General features: G+C 69.4%; 16 protein-coding genes. 5 read left to right on the plus strand and 11 right to left on the minus strand.

Annotated features, from left to right (window positions below):
* Window positions 1–71 precede the first annotated feature (71 nt).
* Window positions 72–1,667 carry an FMN-binding glutamate synthase family protein gene (locus GEV27_RS14535; protein ID WP_153934919.1) on the plus strand — a complete coding sequence of 532 codons (1,596 nt, stop codon included), beginning with the start codon at window positions 72–74 and terminating at the stop codon, window positions 1,665–1,667.
* Here the strand turns inward: GEV27_RS14535 and GEV27_RS14540 are convergent.
* The 8 genes from GEV27_RS14540 to GEV27_RS18275 all read right to left on the minus strand — a co-directional run bounded on the left by GEV27_RS14540 (window position 1,660) and on the right by GEV27_RS18275 (window position 9,082).
* Window positions 1,660–2,910: a HAMP domain-containing sensor histidine kinase gene (locus GEV27_RS14540; RefSeq protein WP_153934920.1), complete on the minus strand. Its 1,251-nt coding sequence runs from the start codon at window positions 2,908–2,910 to the stop codon at window positions 1,660–1,662. The genes GEV27_RS14535 and GEV27_RS14540 overlap by 8 nt on opposite strands.
* Entirely contained in the window at window positions 2,903–3,640 is a 738-nt protein-coding gene (locus GEV27_RS14545; RefSeq protein ID WP_153934921.1) for a response regulator transcription factor, read from the minus strand. The genes GEV27_RS14540 and GEV27_RS14545 overlap by 8 nt, the downstream gene beginning before the upstream one ends.
* A gap of 1 nt (window position 3,641) precedes the next feature.
* Complete coding sequence (locus GEV27_RS14550) at window positions 3,642–4,028, minus strand: hypothetical protein (protein WP_153934922.1); 387 nt, start codon at window positions 4,026–4,028, stop codon at window positions 3,642–3,644.
* A 5-nt stretch (window positions 4,029–4,033) separates the two neighbouring features.
* Window positions 4,034–5,842, minus strand: a complete 1,809-nt coding sequence (locus GEV27_RS14555) for an Ig-like domain-containing protein (RefSeq protein ID WP_153934923.1) — start codon at window positions 5,840–5,842, stop codon at window positions 4,034–4,036.
* A 146-nt stretch (window positions 5,843–5,988) separates the two neighbouring features.
* Entirely contained in the window at window positions 5,989–6,513 is a 525-nt protein-coding gene (locus tag GEV27_RS14560) for a hypothetical protein (protein WP_228765274.1), read from the minus strand.
* 41 nt (window positions 6,514–6,554) lie between these two features.
* Window positions 6,555–7,157 carry a signal peptidase I gene (locus GEV27_RS14565; RefSeq protein WP_153651617.1) on the minus strand — a complete coding sequence of 201 codons (603 nt, stop codon included), beginning with the start codon at window positions 7,155–7,157 and terminating at the stop codon, window positions 6,555–6,557.
* A gap of 69 nt (window positions 7,158–7,226) precedes the next feature.
* Window positions 7,227–7,742 (minus strand): TasA family protein, encoded by a 516-nt coding sequence (locus tag GEV27_RS14570; RefSeq protein ID WP_153934924.1) that lies wholly within the window; start codon window positions 7,740–7,742, stop codon window positions 7,227–7,229.
* Window positions 7,743–7,894: 152 nt separating this feature from the next.
* On the minus strand, window positions 7,895–9,082 hold the full coding sequence (locus tag GEV27_RS18275; protein ID WP_153934925.1) for a GAF domain-containing sensor histidine kinase: 1,188 nt from the start codon (window positions 9,080–9,082) through the stop codon (window positions 7,895–7,897).
* 105 nt (window positions 9,083–9,187) lie between these two features.
* Here GEV27_RS18275 and GEV27_RS14580 point away from each other — a divergent pair, with 105 nt between their 5' ends.
* The 4 genes from GEV27_RS14580 (at window position 9,188) to GEV27_RS14590 (ending at window position 12,577) form a co-directional block, all read left to right on the plus strand.
* A complete protein-coding gene (locus tag GEV27_RS14580) occupies window positions 9,188–10,621 on the plus strand; it encodes an MFS transporter (protein WP_309222278.1) in 1,434 nt (477 codons plus the stop codon).
* A gap of 85 nt (window positions 10,622–10,706) precedes the next feature.
* The gene (locus GEV27_RS17600; protein WP_194839947.1) at window positions 10,707–10,859 is read left to right on the plus strand and encodes a hypothetical protein; all 153 of its coding nucleotides are present in this window, start codon (window positions 10,707–10,709) and stop codon (window positions 10,857–10,859) included.
* Window positions 10,860–10,933: 74 nt separating this feature from the next.
* Entirely contained in the window at window positions 10,934–11,551 is a 618-nt protein-coding gene (locus tag GEV27_RS14585) for a DUF47 domain-containing protein (RefSeq protein WP_153651620.1), read from the plus strand.
* A 3-nt stretch (window positions 11,552–11,554) separates the two neighbouring features.
* A complete protein-coding gene (locus GEV27_RS14590) occupies window positions 11,555–12,577 on the plus strand; it encodes an inorganic phosphate transporter (RefSeq protein WP_153651621.1) in 1,023 nt (340 codons plus the stop codon).
* A gap of 133 nt (window positions 12,578–12,710) precedes the next feature.
* Here the strand turns inward: GEV27_RS14590 and pstB are convergent, their stop codons facing one another.
* Genes pstB through pstC form a run of 3 tightly spaced genes read right to left on the minus strand, consistent with a single transcriptional unit; the run spans window position 12,711 to window position 15,519 of the window.
* Entirely contained in the window at window positions 12,711–13,490 is a 780-nt protein-coding gene (gene pstB, locus GEV27_RS14595; protein WP_153651622.1) for a phosphate ABC transporter ATP-binding protein PstB, read from the minus strand.
* 17 nt (window positions 13,491–13,507) lie between these two features.
* Window positions 13,508–14,572 carry a phosphate ABC transporter permease PstA gene (gene pstA / locus GEV27_RS14600; protein ID WP_153934926.1) on the minus strand — a complete coding sequence of 355 codons (1,065 nt, stop codon included), beginning with the start codon at window positions 14,570–14,572 and terminating at the stop codon, window positions 13,508–13,510.
* Window positions 14,572–15,519 carry a phosphate ABC transporter permease subunit PstC gene (gene pstC / locus GEV27_RS14605; protein ID WP_309222279.1) on the minus strand — a complete coding sequence of 316 codons (948 nt, stop codon included), beginning with the start codon at window positions 15,517–15,519 and terminating at the stop codon, window positions 14,572–14,574. Before pstC ends, pstA begins: the two co-directional genes overlap by 1 nt.
* Window positions 15,520–15,541: the final 22 nt, after the last annotated feature.

Raw genomic sequence — 15,541 nt, forward strand, 5'->3', positions numbered from 1 at the left:
GAGGTCCCGGACGGCGGCGCTTGTCCGCGCCTCGCGTGGACAAGCGCACCCGTGCGGGGTAGGACTTGGACATGAAGCTCAGCCAGGTGCTCGGAGGGGTCGGCATAGCGATCGGGGCGGTGGCGGCTCGTGACCTGACACAGAAGAAGCACGCATTGATGCGCAACTTCCCTGTGCTGGCGCACGCCCGCTACTGGCTGGAGACGATCGGCCCTGAGCTGCGTCAGTACATCGTGACCAGCAACGACGAGGAACGGCCGTTCAGCCGCGATCAGCGCTCCTGGATCTACGCCTCGTCCAAGCAGGAGAACAACTACTCGGGCTTCGGCACCGACAACGACATCGAGCACCTGCCGGGCTACGCGATCATCAAGCACCGGACGTTCGCCGACTCCCTGCCGCACGATCACGCCGAGAGCACCGGTCTGCCGAGCGCGAAGATCCTCGGCGGACCGCGCGGGCGCGCCAAGGCGTTCCGTCCCGAGTCGGTCGTGAACGTCTCGGGCATGAGCTTCGGGTCGATGTCGGGCAATGCGATCCAGGCGCTCAACCGGGGAGCGAAGCTCGCCGGGTGCATGCACAACACGGGGGAGGGCGGCCTGTCCTCGCACCACCGCCAGGGCGGCGACATCGTCCTGCAGATCGGCACCGCATACTTCGGGTGCCGCAACGAGGACGGCACCTTCTCGATCGACCGGCTCAAGGAGGTCGTGGAGTCCGCGCCGGTCCGGGCGGTCGAGATCAAGCTCTCCCAGGGCGCCAAGCCGGGTCTCGGCGGCCTGCTGCCCGCGGCGAAGGTGACCCGCGAGATCAGCGAGATCCGTGGCATCCCGATGGGGCAGGACTGCGCGAGTCCCTCGCGGCACACCGCCTTCACCGACACCGACAGCCTGCTCGACTTCGTCGAGCTCATCGCGACCGAGACGGGTGTCCCGGTGGGCATCAAGAGCGCGGTGGGCGAGATGGGCTTCTGGTACGACCTCGCGCGTCACATGTCGCGCCGGGACCGCGGCGTCGACTTCGTGACGATCGACGGCGGCGAGGGCGGCACCGGCGCGTCGCCGCGCATCTTCGCCGACTCGATCGCCCTGCCGTTCCGCATGGGCTTCTCCCGGGTCTACGGCACGTTCGCCGCCGCGGGCCTGAGCGATGACGTCACGTTCATCGGCTCGGGCAAGCTCGGCCTTCCCGACAACGCCGTCGTGGCGTTCGCGCTGGGTGCCGACATGGTCAGCGTGGCCCGCGAGGCGATGCTCGCGATCGGCTGCATCCAGTCGCAGAAGTGCCACACCGACCGCTGCCCGACGGGCGTCGCGACCCAGGACCCGTGGCTGGCCCACGGCCTCGATCCGACCGAGAAGGGTCAGCGGTGCGCCCAGTACGTCCGGACGTTCCGCAAGGAGCTGGTGAAGGTGTCAGAGGCGGTGGGTGTCGCGCATCCGGGCCTGATCACCCCCGACGACGTGGACATCCTGCAGGGCGACTACGAGGCGGTGTCCCTGCGTGCGGCCTACGGCTACGAGGACGGCTGGGGCGCCCTGGGACCGGATCTGGCGCGGCAGATCTCCGAGCTGATGGCGCCCGGCGGCTCGCGCCCCGAGCGGGACTCGATCGAGCAGGGCGAGGGCGAGAAGCCCCTCGGTCACGACGCCGAGAGCGTCACCTGACGGCGTCGCTGGCCCGGCGCCGCCGGTCAGCGCGGGGAAGGAACAGCGCCACGAGGGTCGTCGGGTGGTCACCGACACCGATGAAGCCGCCGAGCGCCTCGGCCCGGGTGGCAGCGTCGCTGAGACCCGAGACGGCCTCCGTGGGCGAAGCGTGCAGGACGCCAGGCTCGATCACGCGCGACCCCTCGTCGTGCACGCGGAAGCGGAAGTGGGTGCTGTCCCGGAAGATCTCGATCGTGACGGTGCCCGATCCGTGCAGCAGGGCGTTCTCGATCAGGATGTCGACGACGGCGTCGATCGCTTCGCGGGCGGCCCACACCATCGCGGGATCCTCCGTGGGCAGCACCGTGATCTCGCGGCCGGCTGCCTCTGCCTGAGCCGACCAGCGCTTCGCGGCGTCGGTGGCCACGGTGGCGAGGTCGACGGTCGAGCCCCGGTTCTTGCGTCGATCGCCACCGCTCTCGAGCAGCGCCGTCACGACACCGCTCAGCCGGTCGACCTGGGTCAGGCTGTGCTGCAGCTCGTCGGCGACCGCGGGCGGGGTCTCGGGCCACAGCGTCAGGTCCTCGAGCGAGAGCCGCAGCGCCGTGATGGGCGTGCGGAGCTCGTGTGACGCGACGACCGCGAGATTGCGCTCGCGACGCACCAGCTCGTCGAGCTGACCGGCGGCGCTGCGCAGGGCGTCGCCCAGCTCAGCCGCCTCCCGCATGTTGGACCTGTGCACAGGGGTGTCGAAGTGTCCCTCACCGATGCGCTTCGCGTCCTCCGCCAGCCGGCGGAAGGGGTAGGCGAAGCGCTGGGCGAGCAGCCAGCCGATCACTGCTGCCAGCACGGCAAGTGCGAGGCCCACGAGCACCAGCGACCACAGGGCGTCCGACACACGACCCGCGCTGACGGAGGCCTGCTGCGTCAGGATGACCCGGGCCCCGGTGTCGGCGACGGGTCGGGTCGCGGAGATGTCGTCATCGTCACGGGGGGCCGTGCGGGTGCTGATGCGAGTGCCGTCCTCAGCCATGTACGTGAGGGTCTGCCCCTCCTGGGTCAGCTGGTCCAGGAACGCGGGCGTGATCTCGTCGGGCCCGCGGGCCGCCACTGCGACAGCCACGAGATCGGCCGACTCGCTGACGGACTCGCGCTCCTGGTCCTGGACGAGGTTGGCGGTGGAGTAGGCCCGCACGACGCCGAAGACGGCGATCATCCCGACGGTCATCGCGACGAGCGTCACCACCAGGCGTTCACGCATCGGCGGTGCTCTCCAGCCTGAACCCGACACCGCGGACCGTCACGATGCGAGACGAGGTGCCGCTCTCCTCGAGCTTTTGCCGCAGACGCCCGATCGTCGTGTCGAGCGTCTTGGTCGAGCCGAACCAGTTCTCGTCCCAGACGTCGTCCATGACCCGCTCGCGGGTGAACACCGCGCCGGGGGTGGACTGCAGGAGCGCGAGGACGTCGAACTCCTTGGCCGTGACGGCCAGCTCGGCGGCGCCGACCCAGACACGGCGAGCATCGGTGTCGACCCGCAGGGCGCCGGCGTCGTCGGTGGCTGCTGCGGGCGGGGCAGGCGCAGCCGGGGTGGCTGCCGGCGCCGGCGCATCGGCTGCCGCGGGCGCCGCACGCCGGAGCAGGGCACGGGCGCGGGCCAGCAGCTCGGCGAGGCCGAACGGCTTGGCCAGGTAGTCGTCGGCGCCCACGTCGAGGCCCACGACGCGGTCGAGCTCGCCGCCGCGGGCCGTCAGGATCAGCACGCCGCCCGCATAGCCTCCCGCGCGGATGCGACGGCAGACCTCCAGCCCGTCGATGTCCGGCAGGCCGAGATCCAGGAGCACGAGATCGACGTCGCCGGCCTGGACCCGGTCGATCGCGGGGAGGCCGGCCGAGGCGCGTTGGACCGAGTAGCCCTCACGCTCGAGGGTGCGGATGAGGGGAGCGGCGATCTGGTCGTCGTCCTCGACGAGCAGCACGAGGTGGGGCATCTCAGGAAGCATACGGTGACCGCGTGTCCGGGCCGGCGGTCGTGCGCGGCCGGTCCGCGACGAGCAGGCCGATCACCGCTATCGACAGTGCGAGGACGAGGACGCCCAGCGGGCTGACCGTCTGGACGTCCTGTCCGGGCAGGCCGATCGTCGACGTGAGGGCGGCGCTGGCTCCGCTCACGGCCGCCATCAGTCCCAGCACGAGGCGCGATTCCCACGTGCTGCTGCGATGCAGCCAGTACGCGGCGACCGTCGTCATCAGGACGAGCGCCATCAGCAGCACCTCGATGTACGTCTCGGGCTGGGTCAGCCCACCACGAAGCAGCTGGACGAGGACCAGCAGGGCCGCGGCCATCGTGGCACCCCGCGAGCGGGTGGTGTGCTCCATGCGCATCAGAAGTCCACGTCCGTCGGGCCGGACTCGGTCACAGTGCTCGTGCTGATCGGGTTGCCCGCCAGGTCGAGGATCGAGGACGACGGGCTCCACACCATGTCGGCGGCCTTCGCCGTGCCGGCGGCCGAGTAGGGGGAGGAGTCGAGCCGGATCGTCACGACCGTGCGGGCTCCGCCGTCGGTGAGGGTCGTCGCGCTCATCGTCACGCGAGCGCTGGTGGCGAGCAGGAAGAAGTCCTCGTTGAGGGCGACGGTGCCCAGATCGGCATTGCCCGGACCGGAGACGTCGAGGACGTCGTCGCCGCCCCACCAGCTCGCGTTGCTGAACTGGACCGAGCCCGACGTCGCCGTCCCGGACCAACCCGCGTAGATCGAGCTGAGGTCCATCTGCTCGCTGAACGTGTAGACGATGGTGTCCCCGGCGTCGACCTTGCCGTTCGTCCCGCCGTTGGTGGTCTGGATGTCGACACCCTTGCCACGCGTGTTGTCGATCGTGCGATCGGTGACGACGGCGGAGGGGGTCTGGACGCCGGCCGAGTCGGTCACGACTGCGCGCAGGTCGTACGCGCCGTCGGGGAGGCCGGTCGTGGCGAACGAGCAGCTGTAGGGCGAGGTGGTGTCGGTGCAGATGTCGGTCCAGGTGCCGGCGCCGGCGGGCGAGCGCTGGAACTTGACCGAGGCGATCGTCCCGGTCGACTTGGCCTGGGCGTCCAGCGTGACCGTGCCGCGCAGCTGGGTGCGGGGCGCCGTGAGGGTGACCGAGGAGACCGTGTTCTGCACGACGCGCCCTGCCGTCGGCGATGAGGTCGTGGTGTTGCCGGCCTTGTCGGTGGCGACGGCGCGGAACGTGTAGGTGCCGTTCGCGAGGGTGTTGGTGTCGGCGGCGCAGCTGGCCGGGAGGCTCGTCGCGGTGCACAGATCGGTCCAGGTGCTGCCCGACCCGGCCTGGACGACCACCTTGGCGATGCCCGAGCGCTCGTCGCTGGCACCGGCGGCGAAGGTCTTGGTGCCCTTCAGGGGGGTGCCCGGGTCGGTCATCGTGACGGCCGGAGCGATGTTGTCGACGACGACGCGGCTGACCACGGGCGATGCGAACGTCGCGGTGCCGGCCACGGCGACGGCGCGCAGGTCGTACGTCCCGCCGGGGACGGCGCTGGTGTCGACGGAGCAGGTGTAGGGCGCGGTGCTCGAGGAGCAGGCCGTGGCCCAGCTCGTGCTGCCCGTGGGGGCGAACTCGAGCCTCACCGAGGAGATCTTGACGCCGCCCTGGTTGCTGACGCCGACCGTGGTGCTCACGGTGCCCCGCAGGAAGTCGCCCGGGCGGGGCAGCGAGACCGTGAGGTTGTTGGCGACGGTGGCGCGGAACGTCGTGGAGGTCGCGCTGTTGCCGGCGCCGTCGACCGCCGTGGCTCGCAGGTCGTAGGAGCCGTCGGCGTCCGGGAGCGTGTTCCAGTCGCACGCGTAGGGGGCGGTCCTCGCGGTGCAGACCGTCGTCCAGGTGGAGCTGCCGGCGGCGGCCCGCTGGATCGTGACGCGGTCGATGCCGGTGACGTCGTCCTGCGCGGGAGCGGCGATCGTCGTCATGCCCTTGACGGTGGGGCTCGGGGTGGAGACCGTGACGGACGGCGGCGTCCAGTCGGCCGCGGCGGTGACGGTGCTGGTCGAGCCGGTGCGGGAGACGAACGACGCGGAGGACGAGCCGGTCACGGCGACCGAGGCGACGACGGCGACCAGGGCGCCGACGGCCCAGGGCAGCCGGCGGGTCAGGGAGATCCCCTGCTGCCGGTGCCGTGCGTGCGTCGAGCTCATGACTCAACTCTAGGAAGGGACGATCCACGTGATCTCCACACGAATGCCTCAGGACCTCCACATCTGCGCGAACGACAACGTGCCGCCGACCAGGTGGTCGGCGGCACGTCGTCGAGCGGGCCGGGGGTGCCCGCAAGCTGGGGGGACTACTCGTCGCTCGTGGCGGCGCCGGCCTCGACCGAGCTCCACTCGAAGGCCGCGGCGGCGGTCCTGCCCTGGGCCCGGTTGGTCGCACGGCGGTCGAGCTCGACCGTGAACGAGTAGTCGGTGGCGGCGCCTGGGCCCATGAGGCCCAGGTCGGTCAGGGCCCCGTCCGCGAGACCGCCGAACGTGCCGGCGTAGATCACGCGTCGAGCGGTGGTGTCGGTGATGACCATCGACAGGCTGCGGCCGAACGCGTTGGTCGATTCGGTCTCGACGAGGCGGAACCGCGCGGGCACCGAGGCGGTGTTCGTGATCGTCAGGCCTCCGCTGACGACGTCACCGGGCTGGAGGTTGCTCGCGTCGAAGATCGCGGCCCGTGACCTGGAGTTGCTCTGCGTCAGGGGCCCGGAGGTGGCGGAGCTGATCGTGCTCGCATTGACCGAGGTGTACGTGGCGCCCGATCCCACCGCGAGCGCGCCGCCGGCGACCACCGTGGCGAGCGGAGCGAGGATCTTCATGGTCCTCACGAGATGAGTCCTGGGGTGATCGTCGTCATGACCGGTCCGGATCAGGCGGAGTGTGCGGGCTCACGGACAGGGCCCGTGACAGCTCGTGGTCCGTCCTCGCGGCGACCACCGATGGCGCGAGCGAGCTCGACCAGCGCGGCCAGGGCGATGAGCGCCGCCGGGATGCCGATGACCACCATGCGGATCTCCCGGTCGGCCAGGGCCACGAAGACCCAGCCGAGGTGCGGGACGGTGTGGCGTACGACCGGCTGCTCGCCCTCGGTCAGGCTGAACTTCCACGGATCGGGGTCCGGGTTGGCGTCGCCCTGGGTCTGGAGCTGGCGGACGCCGGTCTTCAACGTGGTGTCCTTGATGATGCGGTGCGTCACGAGGGTCGTCACGCCGCTGTCAGCGGGTGGGAGGTACGTGATGACGTCCCCGACCTTGAGCTCGTCCACCGGGACGGGCTCCTCGAAGGCGATCGCACCCTTCTCGAACGTTCCCGACATCGAGCCGCCCGTGATCACGTAGCGCTCGTAGCCGAACAGGCTCGGCGCGAGGTACGCGACGCCGGCCAGGGTGGCGAGGATCGACAGGAGCGTGACCAGGCCGGAGCCGACGCGGGCAGCGGTGCTGCGGCGGGGGCGGCTGTGCTTGCGGCTCATGAGCGTGTCCTGTCGAGGTGTGCGGGTCGAGATGGCGGGGGCGGGGCGCCGTCACGGCGCCCCGGCGTGTCAGCTGGCGGGGTTCTCGACCTGGACCGAGTCCCACTGGAAGGCGGCGGTGGCGACCTTGCCCTGGTCGGCGTTCGGCGCGGACGCGGCCAGCTTGGCGCTGAACGTGTAGCTGTTGGCAGCCTTGGGGGCGACCTCGCCGAGATCGGTCTTCACGCCGTCCACCAGATCGCCGAACGGGCCGCTGAAGACGACCTTGTTGGTCGTGGTGTTGGTGATGACCATCGTCATGCTGCTGGCCGCGAACGTGTTGGTGGACGCGGTCTCGGTGAGCGAGAACTTCGCGGGCAGCGAGCCGGTGTTGGTGATCGTGAGCGAGCCGGTGGCCGTGTCGCCGGGCTTGATGTCGGTGGCGGTGAAGATCGCTGCCTTGTCCTTCGAGTTGGTCTGCGACAGGGTGCCCGCGGTGACCGAGCTGATCGTGTTGGCGCTCGTCGAGGTGAACGTGGCGCCTGATCCGACCGCGACCGCGCCGGCGGCGACGAGGGTGGCGAGGGGGAGGAGGATCTTCTTCATGGTGTGTCCTTGGGAGGTAGTGGCGAGGCGCTGCGTTGGCTTGTGACCTCAACCTATTGAGCCGCGATCCACACGATCTCCACACAACGTCCTCATGCACTCCACAGTTCGGCATCAGCTGCCGGGGAGCTCCACAGTCCCGGAGCGGGACCTCACACGGGCAGGTCGAACCAGACGCTCGTGCCGCCCTCGGCGGCGCTCTCCATCCCGATCGTCCCGCCGTGCGCCTCGACGATCCTCCGCGCGGTCGCCAGGCCGATGCCGTGGCCGGACGCGTGCTCGTCCTGCCGGGCGAACAGCTCGAACATCGCTGCGCGGCGGGCCGGGGGCACGCCGATGCCGTTGTCGGTGACCCGGACCCGCCAGTGACGGTCGAGCCGGTCGGCGGTGATCGAGACGACGGCCTTCTCGCCGGGACGTACGAACTTGACCGCATTGGTCAGCAGGTTGAGCACGACGGAGTAGAGCAGGTCGGGGTCGCCGAGGACCACGGGCAGCTCGCCCACCTTGACCTCTGCCCCCTCGCGCATGATCAACGGAGCGACATCGCGGACGACGGAGCTGACGACCGTGGACAGATCGGTCGGCGAGAGACGCAGGCGGCCGTTCTCCCGCGCGAACGTCAGCATCTCCTCGATCATGGCGTCCATGCGGTGCCCGGCCTCCTTGACGGCCAGGACCATCTCGGACACGCCGATGTCGGCCGTGACCGCAGGCTCGCCGGCCAGCAGCTCGGTGTTGATGAGGATCGCGGTCAGTGGCGTGCGGAGATCGTGGCTGACCTGGCCGGCGAACTGGATGAGGTGCTCATTGGACCGACGCAGCTCGTCGCGGACCGCCGTCAGGTCGCGCAGCGAGTCCTCGAGCGCCTGGCTGCGGTAGCGCAGCTCGAGCATGTCGGTGACCTGTGAGGCCATCACCGCGAGCGCCCGCTGCTGCACGTCGGTGAGCTCGTGCGGGACGACGTCGAAGACGCACAGGCGTCCGATGGCCAGACCGTCGGCCGTCGTGACCGGCGCCGAGGCGTAGAAGCGGACATCGCCGATCTCGCCGTTGACGAAGGGATTGGAGGAGAAGCGCAGGTCGTTGCTGGCGTCGGGCACGATCACCGGCTCGGGGTCGTCCATCACGACCGCGCACATCGAGTCCTCCCGCGCGCACACCGCCGGCTCGATGCCGTGGGCCACGATCTGGTGCTGCTGGTTGCTGCTGAGGATGTTGATCACCGCGTGCGGGACACCGCAGATCTGCGCGATCAGGCTGACCAGTGACTGGAGGTCGCGGCCGGGCGCTCGATCAAGCACTCCGTAGCGCTCGATGAGCGCGTCGTAGGTAGGCACGGCATTCCCCAATGACGGTGTCCAGGACTTAGGTCCTCATCGTCTCACGCTCCGGCTCCGCACGATCGACTCGCGGGCAGGCGTGAGCGGACCTAGCGTGGTCTGGTGACGCAGACCGACGCCCGTGAGCTGACCCCCGAGGAACAGTCCCGGCGCTGGCAGGCCCTCGCCGTGTGCCTGGGAGCCGGTGCGATGACCCTGCTGGACGTCAGCATCGTCAACGTCGCCCTGCCGTCGATCAGCGAGGGGCTCGGTGCCGGCAACAGCACGATCCAGTGGGTCGTGGCCGGCTACGCGCTCGCCTTCGGCATCGCCCTGGTCCCGGCCGGACGCCTGGGCGACGCCCGCAGCCGGAGGACCGTCTTCCTGTGGGGCGTCGCACTGTTCACCCTGTCCAGTGCTGCGTGCGGAGCGGCGCAGACGCCGTGGATGCTCGCTGCGGCGCGAGTCGTCCAAGGGCTCGGCGGTGGACTCATCACCCCGCAGGTCTCCGGATTCATCCAGAACCTGTTCCGTGGCCCCGAACGGGGCCGGGCCTTCGGTCTCTTCGGAACCACGATCGGCGTCTCCACCGCGATCGGCCCGCTCCTCGGTGGCCTGCTCGTCCACCTCGGCGGGGACGAGTGGGGGTGGCGGCTCGTCTTCTACGTCAACCTCCCCATCGGGATCGCGCTGCTGGTCCTCGCCGCCCGCTACCTGCCCCGCACCGAGAAGGGGCCGAAGCAGTCCCTCGACCCGGTCGGGGTGGTCCTGTTCGGCACGGCGATGCTCCTCGTGCTCCTTCCCCTCGTCCAGGGCGGTCAGGACTCGTCGCTGGCGCAGCGGCCCTGGTGGCTCGTGGGAGTCGCGGCACTGCTGCTGGCGGTCTTCGTCCTCTGGGAGCGCCGCTGGACGGCGCGAGGCCGCGAGACGCTGCTCGACCTCTCGCTCGTCCGAGTGAGGTCGTACGTCCTCGGGCTCGGCGTGGGCACCCTCTACTTCGCCGGGTTCACCTCGATCTTCATCATCCTCACCCTGTTCCTGCAGGAAGGGCTTGGCTACACCCCGCTCGAGGCCGGCTTCTCCCAGCTGCCCTTCGCCGTGGGCTCGGCCACGTCCGCGTGGATCGGGGGTCGCCTCGTCGAGCGGTTCGGCAGGGCGCTGGTCGTCCTGGGCCTCGCGATGGTGACCGTCGCACTCGTGGGGATCGACGTGGTCGTGCCTCATCTGGACGGCAGCATCGGGCTCAAGCTCGCGCCGCTGCTGCTCCTGGCCGGTCTGGGTGGCGGTCTCGTGATCTCGCCCAACATCACCCTCTCGCTGGACGAGGTGGATCCCGCCCGGGCCGGTGCCGGCGGTGGTCTGCTGCAGACCGCCCAGCGTGTCGGCTCGGCGATCGGCGTCGCGATCGTCCTCGCCCTGTTCTTCGAGCGGGTCAGGTCGACCGACGGGGACTTCGCCGATGCGCTGTCCTACAGCCTGCACGTGACGATCGCCTTCATCGTGTTCGCCCTGGTCATGGGGGTGCTCGACCTCGTACGTCGCGCACGTCACGACTGACGCGGGCGCGATCGGCTGCGTCCAGACCGGCCCGCGAGATAGTGTCGAGCTGATGTTGACCGTGGACCACCTGGGAGCCCGCCGCATGCCTGAGCCGTTGGACAGTCGCCTGCGCGACGACGACGCGCTCGACGAGATCGAGATGACAAGCCGTCTCATCATCGCGGCGTCCTCGAAGGACGGACACCTCTCGCAACGCGAGGTCGACGAGATCCTGGGCATCCCCACTGCCGGGTGACCCCGCGGCTGGCATGTGCGAACAGCGTGCATCTAGCATGGGCTTGCCCTACTCAGCATTGACAGGAGCTAGTCGTGCGTTTTCGCATTCGGCCAGTTGAAACATCCTTCTACGATCTGTTCACCGAGATGGCGAACCACCTCGTGGAGGGTGCAAATCTGCTGGCGCAGATGCTCGACTCCGGCACCGACAAGAACGCTCTCGGTGACCTGATGAGAGAAGCCGAGCACCAAGCGGACGAGACGACCCACAAGATCATCAAGCGGGCCAACACGACGTTCATCACGCCGTTCGACCGTGAGGACATCTACCGTCTCGCCAGCAGCCTCGACGACGTCATGGACTTCATGGAGGAGACCGTCGACCTCGTGGGCCTGTACGAGCTCGGCGAGCTGCCGGCCGACTTCGCGCCGCAGGTCGAGGTGCTGCAGCGGGCGACCCAGCTGACCGCCGATGCCATGCCGCGACTGCGCACGATGAAGGACCTCGACGAGTACTGGATCGAGATCAACCGGCTGGAGAACCAGGGCGACCGCTCGTACCGCCGAATCGTCGCCAACCTGTTCAGCGGAAGCTACAAGTCGCTGGAGGTGCTCAAGCTCAAGGACGTCGTGGACTCCCTCGAGCACGCCATCGACGCGCTGGAGTCAGTCGCGAACACGGTGGAGCAGATCGCCGTCAAGGAGTCCTGAGCAGTGGACCTTGTCCTCGCCCTGGTGATCGCCACTGTCGTCATCGCACTGTTCTTCGACTACACCAACGGCTTCCACGACGCTGCCAACGCGATCGCCACCTCGGTGTCGACCCGTGCCCTGACGCCGCGCATCGCGCTGGTGATGGCTGCGATCCTCAACTTCGTGGGAGCGCTGCTGGGGGTCGGTGTCGCCAAGACGATCAAGGAGATCCTCGTCGGCTTCGACGACATGACCTCCCAACACGCCTTGACGGTGGTCATGAGCGCCCTGGTCGGAGCCATCACGTGGAACCTCATCACGTGGTACTTCGGCATCCCGTCGTCCTCGTCGCACGCTCTGATCGGCGGCCTGATCGGTGTGGGACTCGCCGCGGGCGTGACGGTCGACTGGGACAAGGTCGTCGACAAGGTCGTCATCCCGATGGTCATGAGCCCCGCGCTCGGCTTCGGTGGTGCGTTCATCGTGATGCTGACGATCATGTGGGTCTTCCGGCGGGCCAATCCGCACACCGTCAACCGTGGGTTCCGTCTGTCGCAGACCGTCTCGGCGGCCGCGCTGTCGCTCGGGCACGGCCTGCAGGACGCGCAGAAGACCATGGGTGTCATCGTGCTGGCGCTCGTCGCCGGCGGCTACGGTCCCGCGGCCGGCGAGCGGGAGATCCCCTATTGGGTCGTCTTCGCGGCTGCCGGCGCGATCTCGCTCGGCACGCTGTCGGGTGGCATGCGCATCATGCGCACGATGGGACGCCGCATCATCGCCCTCGACCCCCCGCGCGGATTCGCGGCGGAGTCGACCGCTGCGGTCGTCCTGTACGGCATGGCGATCGGCCTGCACGCCCCCGTCTCGACGACCCACACCATGACCTCGGCGGTCATGGGCGCAGGCGCCACGAAGCGGTTCAGCGCGGTGCGCTGGGGAGTGGCTCGCGGCATCATCACCGCCTGGATCGTCACGATCCCTGCGGCCGCGGCCGTCGGCGCGGTGACGTACCTGCTGCTGCGCCTGGTGATCCCGGGCAACTGAGGCTGGGGTCGGGGTCCTGCTGGGGCTGGGCGGGTCTCCCGGCTCGCCAGCCTCGCGCTGGGGCCTTCGGCCCGGGACGCTCACGCTTCGCTGGCATGGGTGAGGCGCGAATCGCGCAGAGCGCGATTCGGCCTCACCCAAACCTTCCCTGGATGTAGGCCTCGGTGGCGGGGTCGACCGGGTTGGAGAAGATCGTGTCGGTGCGGCCGACCTCGATGAGCCGGCCGGGCTTGCCGACGCCCGACAGGTTGAAGAACGCAGTCTCGTCCGAGACCCGGGCGGCCTGCTGCATGTTGTGAGTGACGATCACGATCGTGTAGTCGCTCTTGAGCTCGTGGATGAGGTCCTCGATCACGCTGGTCGAGATCGGGTCGAGGGCCGAGCACGGCTCGTCCATCAGCAGGATCTCGGGCTCGACCGAGATCGCCCGCGCGATGCACAGGCGCTGCTGCTGACCGCCCGAGAGGCCCGAGCCGGGCCGGTCGAGGCGGTCCTTGACCTCGGCCCACAGCCCGGCGCTGCGCAGCGACCGCTCGACGATGTCGTCGGACTCGGTCTTCTTCATGCGCTTGCTGTTGAGCTTCTGCCCGGCCAGGACGTTGTCGTAGATCGACATCGTCGGGAAGGGGTTGGGGCGCTGGAAGACCATGCCGATCATGCGGCGGACGTTGACCGGGTCCATGTCGGACGCGTACAGGTCCTGACCGTCGATGAGGACCTTGCCCTCGACCCGGGCGCCGCGGATGACCTCGTGCATGCGGTTGAGCGACCGCAAGAAGGTCGACTTGCCGCAGCCCGAGGGGCCGATGAACGCGGTGACGGACTTGGCGGCGATGGGGATCGTGACGTCCTCGACGGCGAGGAAGTCGCCGTAGTAGATGTTCAGGTCGGAGACGTCGATGCTCTTGGCCATGGTGGGAACCTTCCGGTTTAGCGCTCGCCCTTGGGCGAGAAGAAGTAGGAGACGAGACGGGCGATGAGGTTGAGGAGCATGACGATCAGCAGCAGCGTCAGGGCGGCGCCCCAGGCGCGGTCGATGCTGAACTCCGGCGGGATGCCCGGGCTCCGCACCGACTGGTAGGCGAAGACCGGCAGGGTCGCCATGCGGCCCTCGAACAGGTTGAAGTTCACCGAGTCGGTCGCGCCGGCGATGATGAGCAGGGGAGCGGTCTCGCCGATGACCCGGGCGATCGCAAGCGTGATGCCCGTGACGATGCCGGCCAGCGCGGTCGGCAGCACGACCTTCGCGATGGTGCGCCACTTGGGCACCCCCAGCGCGTACGAGGCCTCGCGCAGCTCGTTCGGGACGAGCTTCAGCATCTCCTCGGTCGACCGGACCACGACGGGGATCATCAGCACCGACAGCGCGACCGAGCCGCCGATGCCCATGCGGACGCCCTCGCCGAAGAACACCACGAACAGGGCGTACGCGAACAGTCCCGCGACGATCGACGGGATGCCCGTCATGACGTCGACGAGGAACCGGATCCAGCGCGAGAGCCGGTTGCCGTCGGCGTACTCGACGAGGTAGATGGCCGCGAACAGGCCGATCGGGACCGAGATGACCGCGGCGGCGCCGGTGATGAGCAGCGTGCCGACGAGCGCCTGGTAGATGCCGCCGCCCTCGCCGACGACGTTGCGCATCGAGTAGGTGAAGAACTCCGCGGAGAGCACCTTGGTGCCCTTGCTGATGACCGTGTAGAGGATGCTGACCAGCGGGAACATCGCCAGCGTGAACGCCGAGGTGACGAGCACCGTGACCAGGCGGTCGGTGGCCTTGCGGCGGCCCTCGACCACGGCCGACCACAGCGGGAGGCCCAGGCAGACGACCAGGACCGCCAGTGCGGCGAGGACCAGGTTGGTCCCGGTGAGATAGAGGGCCGCGCCGACGACGAGGGCGCCGGTGATGACCGCCCGGCTGCCCCACGAGGGCAGTCGTGCGCCGTAGAGCTCCTTTTGGATGTCCACGGATTCGCGAGTGAGGGTGGTCGTCATCAGTTGGCTCCGGAGAAGTCCTTGCGGCGGTCCACGACGGACCGGGCGGCGAAGTTGACGAGGAAGGTGATCACGAACAGCACCAGGCCGCTGGCGATCAGGACGTTGACCGTCTTGCCGCTGGCCTCGCCGAAGCTCAGCGCGATGTTGGCCGCGATCGTGCTCGGGTTGGTGCTGCTGATGAGGTTGGCGGTCACGGTGCCTGCGGTCACCGACAGCACCATCGCGACGGCCAGCGTCTCGCCCAGCGCCCGGCCGAGGCCGAGCATCGCGGCCGAGACGATCCCGGAGCGGGCGTACGGGAAGATCGCGAGCCGGGCCATCTCCCAGCGCGTCGCGCCGAGGGCCAGGGCGGCCTCCTCGTGGAGGCGGGGCGTCTGCAGGAAGATCTCGCGGCAGATCGCGGTCATGATCGGCAGGATCATCACGGCCAGCACGATGCAGGCGGTCATGATCGTGCGGCCGGTGGCCGAGGCCGGGCCGGCGAAGAACGGGATGAAGCCGAGGTGGTCCGCGAGCCACTCGTAGACCGGCACCATGTGCGGGGCGAGGAACTGGATGCCCCAGAGGCCGTACACGACGCTCGGCACCGCGGCGAGCAGGTCGACGAGATAGCCCAGGACCTGCCCGAGCCGACGCGGCGAGTAGTGCGAGATGAACAGCGCGACCCCCACGGCGACCGGTGTCGCGATGATCAGGGCGACGGTGGCGGCGATGAGGGTGCCGTAGACGAGCGGCCAGACGTACGGCCAGAAGCTCTGACCGCTCTTGACCTCGTCGGGATCGGCGAGGATCCCCGGGATGCCCTCGACCGTGAGGAATGCGGCGACGCCGGCCAGGACGAGGAGGATGAGGAGGCCGGCACTGGTCGACAGCCCCGAGAAGATGCGGTCGCCGGCGCGGACCACGGTGGTGCGCTTGCGACGAGGGGCCAGCGTGCTGGTCACAGGCGGTGCCTTTCAACTGCTG

The organism is Aeromicrobium sp. S22, assembly GCF_009661045.1.
In the GTDB taxonomy this organism is placed as follows: domain Bacteria; phylum Actinomycetota; class Actinomycetes; order Propionibacteriales; family Nocardioidaceae; genus Aeromicrobium; species Aeromicrobium yanjiei.

Bases quoted from the DNA above. Each gene is read 5' to 3' on its own strand.
- GEV27_RS14535 (WP_153934919.1), top strand. From the start codon at position 72: ATGAAGCTCAGCCAGGTGCTCGGAGGGGTCGGCATAGCGATCGGGGCG.
- GEV27_RS14540 (WP_153934920.1), bottom strand. From the start codon at position 2,910: ATGCGTGAACGCCTGGTGGTGACGCTCGTCGCGATGACCGTCGGGATG.
- GEV27_RS14545 (WP_153934921.1), bottom strand. From the start codon at position 3,640: ATGCCCCACCTCGTGCTGCTCGTCGAGGACGACGACCAGATCGCCGCT.
- GEV27_RS14550 (WP_153934922.1), bottom strand. From the start codon at position 4,028: ATGGAGCACACCACCCGCTCGCGGGGTGCCACGATGGCCGCGGCCCTG.
- GEV27_RS14555 (WP_153934923.1), bottom strand. From the start codon at position 5,842: ATGAGCTCGACGCACGCACGGCACCGGCAGCAGGGGATCTCCCTGACC.
- GEV27_RS14565 (WP_153651617.1), bottom strand. From the start codon at position 7,157: ATGAGCCGCAAGCACAGCCGCCCCCGCCGCAGCACCGCTGCCCGCGTC.
- GEV27_RS14570 (WP_153934924.1), bottom strand. From the start codon at position 7,742: ATGAAGAAGATCCTCCTCCCCCTCGCCACCCTCGTCGCCGCCGGCGCG.
- GEV27_RS17600 (WP_194839947.1), top strand. From the start codon at position 10,707: ATGCCTGAGCCGTTGGACAGTCGCCTGCGCGACGACGACGCGCTCGAC.
- pstB (WP_153651622.1), bottom strand. From the start codon at position 13,490: ATGGCCAAGAGCATCGACGTCTCCGACCTGAACATCTACTACGGCGAC.
- pstA (WP_153934926.1), bottom strand. From the start codon at position 14,572: ATGACGACCACCCTCACTCGCGAATCCGTGGACATCCAAAAGGAGCTC.